Origin of the sequence: Vibrio zhugei (genome assembly GCF_003716875.1) — a bacterium.
GTDB lineage: Bacteria > Pseudomonadota > Gammaproteobacteria > Enterobacterales > Vibrionaceae > Vibrio > Vibrio zhugei.
The window spans coordinates 1,440,529-1,454,812 of the sequence record NZ_CP033078.1 but is presented as its reverse complement, the minus strand read 5'-3'; the positions used below and the strand labels follow the sequence as shown (position 1 = coordinate 1,454,812).

The 14,284-nt window shown below is 45.4% G+C and carries 8 protein-coding genes; 7 read left to right on the top strand and 1 reads right to left on the bottom strand.

Annotated elements, in window-relative coordinates; translation table 11 throughout:
- The first annotated feature begins 44 nt into the window (after window positions 1-44).
- The 7 genes from EAE30_RS11980 (at window position 45) to rmf (ending at window position 13,527) form a co-directional block, all read left to right on the top strand.
- On the top strand, window positions 45-4,877 hold the full coding sequence (locus tag EAE30_RS11980; protein ID WP_123016128.1) for an NAD-glutamate dehydrogenase: 4,833 nt from the start codon (window positions 45-47) through the stop codon (window positions 4,875-4,877).
- Between the two features lie 73 nt (window positions 4,878-4,950).
- Window positions 4,951-5,961: a quinone-dependent dihydroorotate dehydrogenase gene (gene pyrD, locus EAE30_RS11975; protein ID WP_123016127.1), complete on the top strand. Its 1,011-nt coding sequence runs from the start codon at window positions 4,951-4,953 to the stop codon at window positions 5,959-5,961.
- A 209-nt stretch (window positions 5,962-6,170) separates the two neighbouring features.
- Window positions 6,171-6,713 carry a cell division protein ZapC gene (locus EAE30_RS11970; protein ID WP_123016126.1) on the top strand — a complete coding sequence of 181 codons (543 nt, stop codon included), beginning with the start codon at window positions 6,171-6,173 and terminating at the stop codon, window positions 6,711-6,713.
- 498 nt (window positions 6,714-7,211) lie between these two features.
- Window positions 7,212-9,335 (top strand): bifunctional 23S rRNA (guanine(2069)-N(7))-methyltransferase RlmK/23S rRNA (guanine(2445)-N(2))-methyltransferase RlmL, encoded by a 2,124-nt coding sequence (gene rlmKL, locus EAE30_RS11965; protein ID WP_123016125.1) that lies wholly within the window; start codon window positions 7,212-7,214, stop codon window positions 9,333-9,335.
- 245 nt (window positions 9,336-9,580) lie between these two features.
- Window positions 9,581-11,500, top strand: coding sequence for an ABC transporter ATP-binding protein (locus tag EAE30_RS11960; protein ID WP_123016124.1), 1,920 nt, complete (start codon window positions 9,581-9,583; stop codon window positions 11,498-11,500).
- A 12-nt stretch (window positions 11,501-11,512) separates the two neighbouring features.
- The gene (locus EAE30_RS11955; protein ID WP_123016123.1) at window positions 11,513-13,192 is read left to right on the top strand and encodes a DUF3466 family protein; all 1,680 of its coding nucleotides are present in this window, start codon (window positions 11,513-11,515) and stop codon (window positions 13,190-13,192) included.
- A gap of 158 nt (window positions 13,193-13,350) precedes the next feature.
- The gene (gene rmf / locus EAE30_RS11950; RefSeq protein ID WP_077313008.1) at window positions 13,351-13,527 is read left to right on the top strand and encodes a ribosome modulation factor; all 177 of its coding nucleotides are present in this window, start codon (window positions 13,351-13,353) and stop codon (window positions 13,525-13,527) included.
- A 175-nt stretch (window positions 13,528-13,702) separates the two neighbouring features.
- Here rmf and fabA read toward each other — a convergent pair whose 3' ends face one another.
- A complete protein-coding gene (gene fabA, locus EAE30_RS11945; RefSeq protein ID WP_123016122.1) occupies window positions 13,703-14,221 on the bottom strand; it encodes a bifunctional 3-hydroxydecanoyl-ACP dehydratase/trans-2-decenoyl-ACP isomerase in 519 nt (172 codons plus the stop codon).
- Window positions 14,222-14,284 lie beyond the last annotated feature (63 nt).

Genomic DNA, 14,284 nt, shown 5'->3' with positions numbered 1-14,284 from the left:
TTACAGGGTACTATACTCATTATAATGTAATTTTGGAGTTGCTTATGCCCACGCGAGATACTCTTATGCCGGTTCTACTTGAAAAAGTATATCAATTGATCCAAGACCGGCTAGAGCTTGCTCAACAGCCACTTGTGACACAACTGGCCCAACATCTTTTCAGTAATATTTCCCAAGATGATTTAGTCGCTCGCAATGAATCGGATCTTTACGGTGCGATTGTGAGTCTTTGGCATCATATCAATGAAAAGTCTCCAGACAGCTTATCCGTTAGGGTATTTAATCCGTCGATCAGTCGCCAAGGTTGGCAATCAACTCATACCATCATCGAAATTGTTGTGCCAGATACGCCGTTTCTGGTGGATTCTGTCAAAATGACATTAAGTCGTCTCGATTTGACTTCCCATTTAATGCTCAATGGTCCCACACAGATTTCACGTAAAAAAGATTACAGTGTCACTTCTATTAATCAGGCGAAAGGTGAATGGCACTCGCTCTTTCATATTGAAGTGGACCGCTTAAATACAAAAGAAGAAATGAGCGAACTCAAAGAAGAGATATTGTCGGTGCTGCAAGATACTGCCTTGGTTGTGCAAGATTGGCAGCCGATGGTCAGCCGTTTAACGAGCGTGATCACACAGCTTGAGAAGGAGCGTAAAAACATTCCGATCGAAGATGATCGTTATGAAGAGACGCTCGCGTTTTTGCGTTGGTTGGGGGATCATAACTTTACGTTCATGGGATACAAAGAATTCGATTTGATCGAAGCCGATGGAGAAAGCATCCTTGAGCCGACAAAAGATCAAGGGCTAGGTTTATTCTCAGATACCACTCATATCCGTTCTATTAAACTGTCAGAATTTCCGGATCCTGCCCGTTTGGAAGCGAAGAAGCCGTATTTATTGATTGTGACGAAAGGCAATAAACAGTCGCGTATTCATCGACCAGCGTATACCGATTACATTGGCATTAAAAAATTCGATAAAAATGGCAAAGTGATTGGCGAACATCGGTTTACTGGGCTTTATACCTCGGCTGTTTATAATCAAAGCGTTGAGAATATTCCCTTAATCAATGAGAAAGTTCAGCGTATCTTAGCAGCAAGTAGTTATCGACAAAGTTCCTACGCCTATAAAGCACTGCATAATATCTTAGAAAACTATCCACGTGATGAGTTGTTGCAATCCTCGGAAGAGGAATTATTAGAAGTCGGAACTGGCGTGGTACAGATGCAAGATAGAGATATGTTGCGTCTGTTTGTTCGTCGTGATCCTTTTGGACGCTTTTTCAGCTGTATGGTGTATGTCTCTAAAGAGCGTTACAACACTGAACTGCGTCGGCAAACCCAGCGTATTTTCAAACAATATTTCGGTTGTGATCAGGATGTTGAATTCACAACGTATTTTTCCGAAAGTCCATTGGCTCGTACGCACTATATTGTGCGTGTCGACGACAACAGTATGGAAGTCAACGTAAACAAGATAGAGCGAAATTTAATGGAAGCATCCACCAGCTGGGACGATCGTTTATCAGAAGCCATCATTGCCAACTTTGGGGAAAGTAAGGGTCTACCTCTATCAAAAGAATACATGAGAGCGTTTCCGCGTTCATATAAAGAAGACATGATGCCAGGTTCGGCTGTGGCTGATATTGAGCGCATGGAAAATCTTAACGAAACTCATCGTTTAGGCATGCTGTTCTATCGCCCACAAGAAGAACAAACCAATTCTAAAGCGGTCCGCTTAAAGCTGTATCATCGAGCAGAGCCGATTCATTTGTCAGATGTTATGCCGATGTTGGAGAATTTGGGTTTGCGAGTGATCGGTGAATCACCTTATGAAGTCGTAAAAACCAATATGCAAACCTATTGGATCCTTGAGTTTTCCATGTTGCACAAAAGCGACAAGGTAGTGGATCTGCGCGAAGCGCGGGATCGTTTCCAACAAGCGTTTGCACAAATCTGGCGTGGTGAATTGGAAAGCGATGGGTTTAACCGTTTGGTTCTAAGCTCGGGCCTGACAGGACGGGAAGTGTCTATTTTGCGTGCTTATGCACGATATATGCGCCAAGTTGGATTTCCGTTCAGCCAACAGTACATTGAAGATACTCTGCATCATTATCCGGATCTTGCCAGAGCGCTGGTGGAACTCTTCAAACGTCGCTTTGATCCTAAGTTCAAAGGCGATATGAAAGGCCAGCAGGGCTTTATCCAGTCGATCACCGAGCAATTAGAGCATGTCGATGTATTGGATGACGATCGTATCATCCGTCGTTACATGGATATGATCATGGCAACGTTACGGACCAACTATTATCAACTGGATGATCAGCAGCAGCCAAAACCTTGGTTAGCACTGAAAATGAGTCCGAGAGACATTCCGGACATTCCAGAACCGGTTCCTGCTTATGAAATCTTTGTGTATGCGCCAGATATGGAAGGGGTGCACCTACGTGGTGGCAAAGTGGCACGAGGTGGCTTACGTTGGTCGGATCGTCAGGAAGATTTCCGTACAGAAATTCTAGGCTTAGTGAAAGCTCAACAGGTGAAGAATACGGTGATTGTCCCTGTTGGAGCCAAAGGCGGCTTCGTCTGTAAGAAGCAGCCAATGTTGTCGAGTCGTGATGAAATTTTTGCTGAAGGCAAACGGTGTTATCAGCGTTTCATTCATGCGCTATTGGATGTGACGGATAATATTCTCGAAGGACAGTTAGTTGCTCCTGAGCAAGTGGTCCGTCATGATGACGACGACCCTTACTTGGTAGTGGCGGCCGATAAGGGCACAGCGACGTTTTCTGACTTAGCGAATGCGGTATCAGACGAATATCAATTCTGGTTAGGCGATGCGTTTGCTTCTGGTGGCTCTAATGGTTACGACCATAAAGCCATGGGTATTACGGCCAAAGGTGCGTGGGAATCAGTCAAACGCCATTTCCGAGAAATGGGAATAAACTGTCAAACCACAGACTTTACCGTTATTGGTGTCGGTGATATGGCGGGCGATGTATTTGGCAACGGTATGCTTTTGTCCAAGCATATTCGATTACAAGCCGCGTTTAACCATATGCATATTTTCATTGATCCCAATCCTGATGCCGCAGCAAGCTGGGCCGAACGGGATCGATTATTTGCGTTACCCCGTTCAAGTTGGGAAGATTATGACAAGTCACTGATCTCGAAAGGCGGGGGTATTTTCTCTCGTAAGGCGAAATCCATCCCACTCAGTGCTGAGATCCAGACGATGCTCGGTACTAAGAAAGCGGCACTACCACCGAATGAATTGATCCGTATGATCCTTAGCATGAAAGTGGATCTGTTGTGGAATGGGGGCATTGGGACGTACGTTAAAGCATCGACGGAAACCCACACCGATGTGGGCGATCGTGCCAATGATGGTTTACGCATTGATGGCAACCAGCTGAGAGCTCGTGTGGTCGGTGAAGGCGGAAACTTGGGCATGACTCAAAAGGGTCGAATTGAATACGCCTTAAATGGTGGCCGCGTCAACACTGACTTTGTTGATAACGTCGGGGGCGTGGATTGTTCTGATAACGAAGTGAATATTAAAATCTTCCTGAATACCTTGGTGGCCAGCGGTGATTTGACCGTAAAACAACGTAACCAAGTGCTCGAGAAAATGGAAGAGGAAGTGGGTCACATTGTATTGGATGATGCTTATTGCCAGTCAGAGTCCATTTCGGTTTCTGATTATCAGGGTGTGCAAGTGGTTAAAGAGCAAATTCGCTTTATCCATTCATTGGAGAAGACCGGTTACTTGGATCGTGCGCTTGAATACATCCCTGATGATGAGACCTTATTGAGTCGTGAGAAAAAAGGGGTAGGTCTGACGCGTCCAGAAATTGCAGTATTAGTGGCCTATAGCAAGATGTTGCTTAAAGAGCAATTGGCCTGCGAAGAGATCGCGAGCGACAGTTATCATTCTCAGCAGTTAGCACAATACTTCCCAACTGAGTTACGCCGTCACTACGCGGAAACAATGCCACAGCATCCATTGCGTAAAGAGATCATTGCTACCGCGCTTGCAAACCAAATGGTGAACGAGATGGGCAGTAATTTTGTCGCGCGCTTACATGATGAAACGGGCGCGGAAACCATTGAGATTGCGAATGCGTATGCGGCTACTCGCGAGATCTTCGGTTTGCCTTGGGTCTTTGAGCAGGTTCGTCGTTTAGATAATATCGCGACCGCGCAAGCTCAGTATCATGTTATTAAAGTGGTGCGTCGTACCTTACGCCGACTGACACGCTGGATTTTACGTAATCGCATGGGGAATTTATCAGTACAAGAGTTGATCGACCGTTATCAAGCGGATGTAACAACGATCATTGAGAAGTTGGAGAGTGTGCTCGTCAGCGACGAATTGGCAGAGCATAATAAAGAAGCTGAGGGTTGGGTTGAACAAGGTATTGATCCAGAGACTGCGGCTTATGTGTCGCGACTATCAAGCTTGTACAGTGCTCTGGATATTGCCAGTGTTGCCAAAGATCAGCAGCAAAGCGTGGAAAAAACCGCACGTGTCTACTTTAGCTTAGGTGAACGTTTATCGTTGCATTGGTTCCTAAAACAAATCAATCAGCAAGCGGTGGACAATAACTGGCAGGCGTTAGCACGAGCGGCATTTAGAGAAGATCTTGATTGGCAGCAACGTCAATTGACGGCACAAGTGCTTTCATGCGATGGTGATGAGGAAATCGGGGTGGCTATCGACCGCTGGATAGAAGCGAATCAAGTGGCACTCTCGCGTTGGGAAAACATTCTCAATGAGTTTAAAGTCGGGACCGTTCATGAGTTCGCCAAGTTCTCGGTCGCATTACGAGAATTGATGTTGCTCAACTTAAATTGTCAGTCTGTGCAATAACATTTGAATTGTGTACGCGACTCGTCAATAATAACGCCCCGTTTATTCGGGGCTTTTTTCTTTCGGAGGCACAATGCTTTACCGCTTAGCCAGAACTGGCTTTTTCCAATTGGATGCTGAAAAGGCACACGATCTTGCCATTCAGAACTTCAAACGTTTCACCGGTACGCCTATTGAGTTGTGCTACCGTCAGCAACTTCCTTTCCGTCCTGTAGAGTGCATGGGCATTACCTTTAAAAACCCGGTAGGTTTAGCCGCGGGGCTTGATAAGAACGGCGAATGTATCGATGCATTTGGTGCGATGGGCTTTGGCTTTGTTGAAGTCGGTACGGTGACACCGCGCCCGCAGCCAGGGAATGATAAACCGCGTTTATTCCGTGTATTGCCAGCGGAAGCGATCATCAATCGTATGGGGTTTAACAATGAAGGTGTGGATGTTCTTGTTGAGAACGTGAAACGAGCGAACTTCGATGGTGTTATTGGCATCAATATCGGTAAGAACAAAGATACCCCGATAGAAGAGGGGGTGAATGATTATCTGGTGTGTATGGAAAAGGTGTACCCCTATGCCGGTTACATTGCCGTCAACATCAGTTCACCGAACACACCAGGACTGCGCACCTTGCAATATGGTGAAACACTGAACGATTTATTAGCGACATTAAAAGCCAAACAAACGGAACTGGCCGAACAGCATGATAAATACGTTCCGTTGGCATTAAAAATTGCACCAGATTTAAGTGATGATGAGATCGCACAAATTTGTCAGTCTTTGATCGACAATAAGATTGATGGCGTGATCGCGACGAACACCACATTGGATCGCAGTTATGTTGAAGGCTTGAAGCACGGCCGTGAAACGGGCGGATTGAGTGGACGTCCTCTTGCTTCACGCAGTACCCAAGTTATTAAACAGCTCTATCAGGCACTAGGCGATCAAGTTCCCATTATTGGGGTCGGTGGTATTGATGATTATGTCTCAGCAAAAGAAAAGTTGTTAGCCGGGGCGAAGTTGGTTCAGGTGTACAGTGGATTTATCTATAAAGGCCCGACTTTGGTCAAAGATATTGTGACTCACTTGTAGATCGTTCGCAGTATAGGCGAATGAGCCGTAGGGTGGGCCGCTAAGCCTAGCTCTCAATAGAAGTGACAAGGTGACGTTAAGAGGAAATGACCCGTTCATTTCCTCTTTTTTTTTATTGTCTCACTAATAGAATTACCTCTATTCATTGGCAAAGGTAATTAAGCGTTTACCTAAATTCCAAAAAAAGATGAGCATATCGAGAGGGCACAATGCTTAAACCCAGTGATAAATGGAATTGGTACTATTCGGATGACGAAGGTTATCTGATGATGGAACTGGACGATAATATGTTGTTTCGTACTAATCTCAGTCGTAATGTACTGGTTGAGTGTGCGTTTCATCCATCTTCATTTTCGGTCGATGATGCCTCTGACTATCAAACCTTCAAAGAACAGATTGTGTGTTTGCCTCTGAGTGAGCCACGCAAAGCAGAATTAGCGCTGTATTGTGTCGCTGCCAAGCGATTCCATAAGCCTGTACAGCCTAAAAGCTGGTTTTTTTCCTACCAAGGGGCCGGTTATGAACCGGAAATGGGGGATATCATCACCTTGATCAATGACCTTAATGAAGGGCATTTTATTGTTTTGGATGTCGGTAGTAATGCCAGTTTATGTGCATTAGTCGATCTGGATGATTTCAGTTTAAATGGGTCCAAATCGTTATCGTTTGGTTGTGTTATTAAAGTAATGCATGATCGTATGGCCAGTGCCAATCATAAGCTCATTACTGAAACCATTGCCTTGGTTGGTTAACAGACCCTCGCTTCATTCTCTCTCCCGCATCGGCTTAATGGCCGATTTTTTTTATCTATTGATTCCATCTTTCCCTGTCCGCTTCAGTTTTTATGGTTCCTGCTTTGCTAAAAGTGCGCGCTTATGCTGTATTCCGATGTAATCGGTGCTGTATTTGTGTGAGAGTTGTGCAAAATTATTCAGACTTTTACTGCAATAAGTGACACTTTTTAGACAACAATAGCGGTTTATCTTCGCAAAAAATTCCTCATTTCCTGTTATATCTGGTTATTTTTTAACGAATATTTTTATCTGGTATAGTCCAGGTTAGGTGTGAATAATTAGTCATTTTTGCTTAAGGGGTTGTACCATGTTTGGCGATACGAAGAGGACGCGAAGCTAAGTTGGCGAGTGGTTAGGCAATTGCACGGGCGTTTCATGAAAAAAATGGATTAGATTTAGGCATGGCCTTTAATGTCGGTTATAATCACAGACCATTTTTACCATTCGAAGAGCACTATGAATCAGTATCTGGCGGTGACGTCCAACGGACTTGAGAACTTGTTAGTGGAAGAGCTAACGCAATTAGGCATTACCAATGCAAAACCGGTACAAGCCGGAGTGAAATTTAAAGCAACTAATGAACAAATTTATCGTTGCTGCTTGTGGAGCCGTATTGCTTCACGTTTTGTGCGCATTGTGTCTGAGTTCACTTGCCAAGATGATATGGATTTGTACCTCGCAACGTCTGCTGTGAACTGGGTGAATCATTTCCACAGTTCTAAGCGATTTGTTGTTGACTTTAACGGCACCAATCGCGAAATACGCAATAGCCAGTACGGTGCGATGAAGGTCAAAGATGGTGTCGTTGATTGCTTTACGAAAAAGGATTTGCCACGGCCATCGATCGATCGTGATAACGCCGATGTACGCATTCATGTTCGCCTACACAAAGATAACGCGTTGCTGGGGATTGATATGGTTGGCCCAGGATTGCATATTCGTGGCTATCGCCCCGAGTCAGGGCGTGCTCCTTTACGTGAAACGTTAGCGGCGGCCATTATCATGCGCAGTGGCTGGCAAGCGGATAAGCCGCTACTCGATCCGATGTGTGGTTCTGGTACGCTATTGATTGAAGCGGCCATGATGGCGGCGAATATGGCGCCTGGAGTCAAACGTCAGAAATGGTGTTTTGAAGCGCTGGAAGACTTTGAACCAGAGGTCTGGGCGGAAATTAAAGCGGAAGCCAATGTACAAGCACGCCGAGGCGTCAAAAAAGTTGACGCTCAATTTTTTGGGCGTGATAACGATGAACGTGTACTGCAGGTCGCCCGTGACAATGCGCGCCGAGCGGGGGTTGATCACTTAATTGATTTTGCCGTCAGTGATGCTGCAACGGTTACTCGACCAGACAACTTTGAGCAGGGGGTGGTGGTCTGTAACCCACCTTATGGCGAGCGTTTAGGTACCCATCCTGGCTTGATTGCACTTTACACCGCATTTGGTGCGCAACTGAAAGCGGAGTTTGGCGGTTGTAAGGCTTCGATTTTCTCAAGTTCTGATGAGCTGTTAAGCTGCTTGCGTATGCGCGCCGATAAGCAGTTTAAAATGCATAACGGTGCGTTACAGTGTCACCTTAAAAACTACGGTATTACTGGCCGTGCACATGATAAAGGGCAAGATCATGAGCCTAGTGTCGTTGCTCCCGATTTTGCTAACCGCCTTAAAAAGAACCTAGGGAAAATTGGTAAATGGGCGAAGCGAGAAGGTCTAGATTGCTACCGTGTCTACGATGCCGATTTACCCGAATACAATGTTGCGATAGACGTGTATTTAGACCATTTAGTGATTCAAGAGTATGCTGCGCCCAAAGATATCCCAGAAGAAAAGGCGAAGCGACGTTTGACCGACATTATTCGCGCCGCTATTCAAGTACTTGACATGGATGCGAATAAAGTCGTGATTAAGGTGCGCGAAAAGCAAAAAGGGACATCGCAGTACCAGAAATTGAGTCAAGAGTCTCACACGATGATTGTGCATGAGTATGGCGTGAAACTGGCGGTCAATCTGTACGATTATTTAGATACTGGTTTATTTTTGGATCACAAGCTTACGCGGCGTAAATTGGGTGAAATGGCGCCAGGAAAAGATTTCCTGAACTTGTTTGCTTATACCGGATCTGCGACGGTACATGCCGCGTGTGGCGGGGCACGTTCTACGACGACGGTCGATATGTCAAAAACGTATTTAGCGTGGGCGCAAGAAAATATGGCCTTAAATGGTCAGGTAGGACGTCAGCATCAGTACGAGCAAGCAGATTGTTTGCAGTGGTTAGAGAGCGCGAAAGGTCAATACGATCTAATTTTTATTGATCCACCGACGTTCTCTAACTCGAAACGCATGTCTGGTACATTTGACGTGCAACGTGATCACATTGATGTGCTCGCCCAATTGAAACGCTTACTGCGCCCGGATGGCGTGATTGTATTTTCTAATAACAAGCGGCAATTTAAAATGGACAATGCTGGGGTGGAAGAGCTAGGCCTGCAGGCGAAGAATATTTCTTCTCAGACCTTACCGCTGGATTTTGCGCGCAATAAAAACATCCACAATTGTTGGATTGTCACGCATCAATCGGCATAAGCCAATGAGACCGAAGACGCCGCTTGCCAACCAAGCGGCGTCTTATTATACCAACCGCATTGTCGTTTACGTTAAAAACGAGATGAGGGGTTTATAAGTATCATCAGGATAATCGGCGTCGTCTGACTGGGGAGTTTGTTATTTTTAGTTACCTTGTCACTTTTCTCAGACGCTGATCGGCGTTGCTAGCACACCGATTATCCTGATACTTTCAACAAATAACGTTAATGGTTAAATAAAATATAATGGCATTGATTACTATCAATAATGGATTACTGGCATTTGGCGACCATCCATTACTCGACGGTGCGGATTTCGCACTGCAAGAAAACGAACGAGTCTGTCTGGTTGGACGTAACGGGGCGGGCAAATCAACGCTGATGAAGATCTTAGCGGGCCGTATCGTGATGGATGACGGTAAGATGCAAGTGACTCAAGATGTTGTCGTGTCACGCTTAGAGCAGGATCCCCCTCGTGACCAAGCAGGATCTGTTTATGACTACGTCAGTGGTGGGTTGCAAGACATTGGTGAATTACTGAAAAGTTATAATCATTTGTTAGAAACCATTGCCACTGATCCTTCTGAACGTAACTTTAAAAAACTTTCAGACGTTCAAGAGCAGTTGGATCACAATGGTGGCTGGCGCTTTGAAGAACGCATTAACAATGTGTTGTCCTCATTGAAATTGAATGGCCAAATATTACTAACAGAATTATCTGGCGGGTGGCAGCGTAAGGCCGCGTTAGCTCGTGCCTTGGTATGTGATCCCGACGTATTGTTACTCGATGAGCCAACCAACCACTTGGATGTGGGAACGATTGAGTGGTTAGAAGGGTTTCTGAAAGATTTCCGTGGTTCGATCATCTTTATTTCCCACGACCGGACCTTTATTAAATCAATGGCAACCCGCATTGTCGATTTAGACCGTGGCAAATTAGCGTCTTTTCCTGGTGACTATGAGAATTATTTGGTTGCGAAAGAAGAAGCGCTGCGTGTTGAAGAAATGCAGAATGCTGAGTTTGATAAGAAACTGGCACAAGAAGAAGTGTGGATTCGCCAAGGTATTAAAGCGCGCCGAACACGTAATGAAGGCCGCGTACGGGCCCTAAAACAGTTGCGTGAAGAGCGTAACCAACGTCGTGAAGTGCAAGGTAAGGTTAACTTACAAATTGATGACGGTACCCGTTCCGGTAAGATTGTCTTTGAAGCGGAGCATCTTAGCTATAGCATCGAAGACAAAACGCTGATTGATGATTTCTCATTTACGATTCAGCGTGGCGATCGTATCGCACTGATTGGTCCTAATGGATGTGGTAAGAGTACGCTACTCAAACTACTTCTTGAGAAATTGTCGCCAGACAGTGGCTTTGTACGCTGTGGAACGAAGTTAGAAGTCGCGTACTTCGATCAGTATCGTGAAATTCTCGATCCAGAGAAATCGGTGATTGATAATTTGGCCGATGGGAAACAGGAAGTGATGGTCGGTGGACGTCAGCGACATGCGTTGAGTTATCTGCAAGATTTCCTATTTGCTCCTAAACGTGCTCGCACTCCCGTCAAAGCGCTTTCTGGGGGAGAGAAAAACCGGCTGTTATTAGCGCGTATTTTCCTGCGTTCTAACAACTTATTGATTCTTGATGAACCAACCAACGATTTAGATATCGAAACATTGGAACTTTTGGAAGATTTGCTTGCCAATTACCAAGGCACATTACTGCTTGTGAGTCACGATCGTGAGTTTGTCGATAATACCGTGACGACAAGTTGGATTTTTGAAGGTAATGGGCATATCGAAGAGTTTGTCGGTGGGTATCACGATGCGCAGCAACAACGCAGACAGGTGAAAGAAACGCGTCAAGAGACCTCACCACGTCAAGAAAGCGTTAAACAGGTTGAGGAACCTCGTAAAACCGCGGATCCGAAGCCGAAAGCGAAGAAGTTATCTTATAAACTGCAGCGCGAATTAGAAGCTTTACCACAAACGCTCGAACGATTAGAAACTGAGATCAATACACTCCAGGAAGAAGTGAATAACCCTGAGTTTTTCGCGAAACCTGTTGAGGAAACGCAACCCATTTTAGACAAGTTGACTGCCAAAGAGCAGGAGCTTGACATTGCTTTTGAACGCTGGGAAGAGCTGGAAGCAATTCAACAGGACAGTTAAGACATCGAACTTATGGAACACAAAACTTTTAAAAGAACGTGCGTATCAGCGGCTATCCTATTGGCATCCACGCACGCATCCGCTGCGCTTTATCAAGTCGTAGAAAGTACGCCACCAGTGAATGGGTATCAAAGCGCTTATGGCGTTGCCATTACCCAAGGGACAGACGGAACCAATAGCCCACAAGGCTGTTTTTCGGCCAGTGCCACAAACTGTGATACGAGCGATTTCCCGATGGCTGTGGAAACTCGTGCTAATCAGTCCAATGGCGGGCAAGCCGTCGATGGCGTTGGCTATAACGAAGAAGCGCCGTTTGGTATTGATAATGAGTTTGAGTATGTTGATACTCAAGACGATTTTAAAAACTACTGTGACAGCCAATTACGTTACGCAACCTGTGAATCGTGGGCCGCGACTCGCTGGCAGGCTTGGAACCTTGGCTCAGTGAATGCGCGCAGCTTCATTGAGCAGACGCAAGTGGGCGATGATACTCATAATACCGTGATTAACCATTTGGATGAGAATGGTGATGCGGTAGGAGTGCAACAAAACTTAGGTAGTGCAGCGATCAGAAGCACGAAAGGAGTGGCAGGGGTATATAGTAATAGCGCGTTTAAGGATCCAAGTGGCGATCAGGTGCGCGCATTTGATACCGATGGAACGTTTGTTTCTGGCAGTATAGGTACTATCACTTCGTTTAACAGTAGCTCATTTGCCAAAACCAAAGCGGCCTTGTGGTCAACCGATGGCAGTCAGCAAGTTGCATTAAATTGGCCATCTAAGGTGGAAGACAGTAGTGGCAACGAGCATGATCAATTAGCCCAAGCGAGCATGCGCAGTTTTAAAGTGATTGGCGATACCATTTATGGTGTGGGTTATACGACGGTTGAAGATGATGACCGGTTCTATATGCGCGCCGCGGTGTTTACAGCGAATAAGAACTCATGGACAGAACCATCTGACTGGGGGACCCCCAAGCTGGTGACTGGTAACGATATTAACGATGATGATGTGTACATTAACAGCCGTTTAACGGATGTGAACAATAACAAAGTCGCGATTGGTGAAGCGAAACGCTTTGGTAGCAAGCCAGAAAATCGCGCCGCTGTGCAGCGCATTTTTGTGATGCCCAATGTGGATAACACTGGCTCTGAGCAATTCTTGTCCGGCGGCATTTTCTTTAGTGGTGCTGGTGGTAAAGCGCAAGCCATTAATAACTACAATGAAATTGTCGGCCAAATTGATACCGAGAATAACGCTGAGATCGACGGTAAAGTTCGTCGTAAACGCGCGTTTATCTATCCATACAGTGGTGAGAGAACGGACAATACCCGTCGTAATCTATTCAACGGCAAAGGCTGGTGGTTAGATAACTTAACCAATGGCGGCTCTTTTTCTAACACCAACAACCAATACCGTATTATTGATGCTGCGGATATTAACGATGCGGGTGTGATTGCGGCAACCGCACTGAAATGTGAAGGGGGGTATCAAACTACCGCCTATAATTCGCGTTGTGATGGCACAGAACAAGTTGTCGCTGTGAAATTGCTCCCAATTTCTGGTGCAACGTCGAGCGATATTAAACCTCGCCCAGAGGACAACCAGAGCGTCTCTCGTAGCGGCGGCGGTAGCCTTGGCTGGGGGGCTTTGACTTTACTCGCATTATTTGGGTTCCGTCGTAAGAAATAAAATTTTTGTCAATAAGGGCATGGGGTCACAAAATGACGTCATGCCTTTTTTTTGTCTTGTATCTCATCATATTTTGAGCAATTCTAAATATGTGGTCATGAAAATGACGCATAGCGGTAATTATTTTGTAACACGAAATACTGTAGAGGACTCCAAGTATGAAGAGACAAAAGCGTGATCGCCTAGAAAGAGCACAATCTCAAGGCTATAAAGCAGGGATTAATGGTCGTTCTCAAGAGATGTGTCCTTACTCACAGCAACTTGATGCCCGTTCCTATTGGTTAGGGGGTTGGCGTGATGCTCGAGAAGATAAAAACATGGGGCTCTTTAAGTAATAGAGTGAAAATAACAGAGTAGATTAACTATCGTGATTCCTTAAATGGAAGTATTAAGCCCCTTATCACAGGGGCTTTTCTATATCTTAATACAACCTAATGCACTATAACTAAATGTTTTGAACTTAAAAAAACGGCGCTGAGAGCGCCGTTTAACGATAAGGTAATCTCTATATTAGAACGCAGAGGTGTCAGTAAATAGACCCACTTTTAGGTCTTTAGCGGCGTAAATTTCTTTACCATCCACTAAAACACGACCATCAGCAAGACCCATAACCAAACGACGGTTAACCACACGTTTCATATGAATTTCATACGTGACTTTTTTTGCTGTCGGTAGGATTTGACCGGTGAATTTAACCTCACCAACACCAAGAGCACGGCCTTTACCTTTGCCGCCAACCCAGCCAAGGAAAAAGCCAACCAGCTGCCACATCGCATCTAGACCAAGACATCCCGGCATTACTGGGTCGCCAGGGAAGTGACAGTCAAAGAACCAAAGGTCTGGAGTAATATCCAGCTCAGCAATAATTAGGCCTTTACCGTAATCACCTTCGGTTTCTGACATTTTAGCGACACGATCCATCATCAACATGTTTGGCGCTGGTAGTTGTGGATACCCAGGACCAAATAGCTCACCACGGCTAGAAGCTAGCAAGTCGTCACGGTTGTATGAATCTCGTTTATTCTGCATTATCAATTACTCCAATTTTTGATAGGTGCATGTTAGTGAACACCTGTACGCCAAACAACTCCG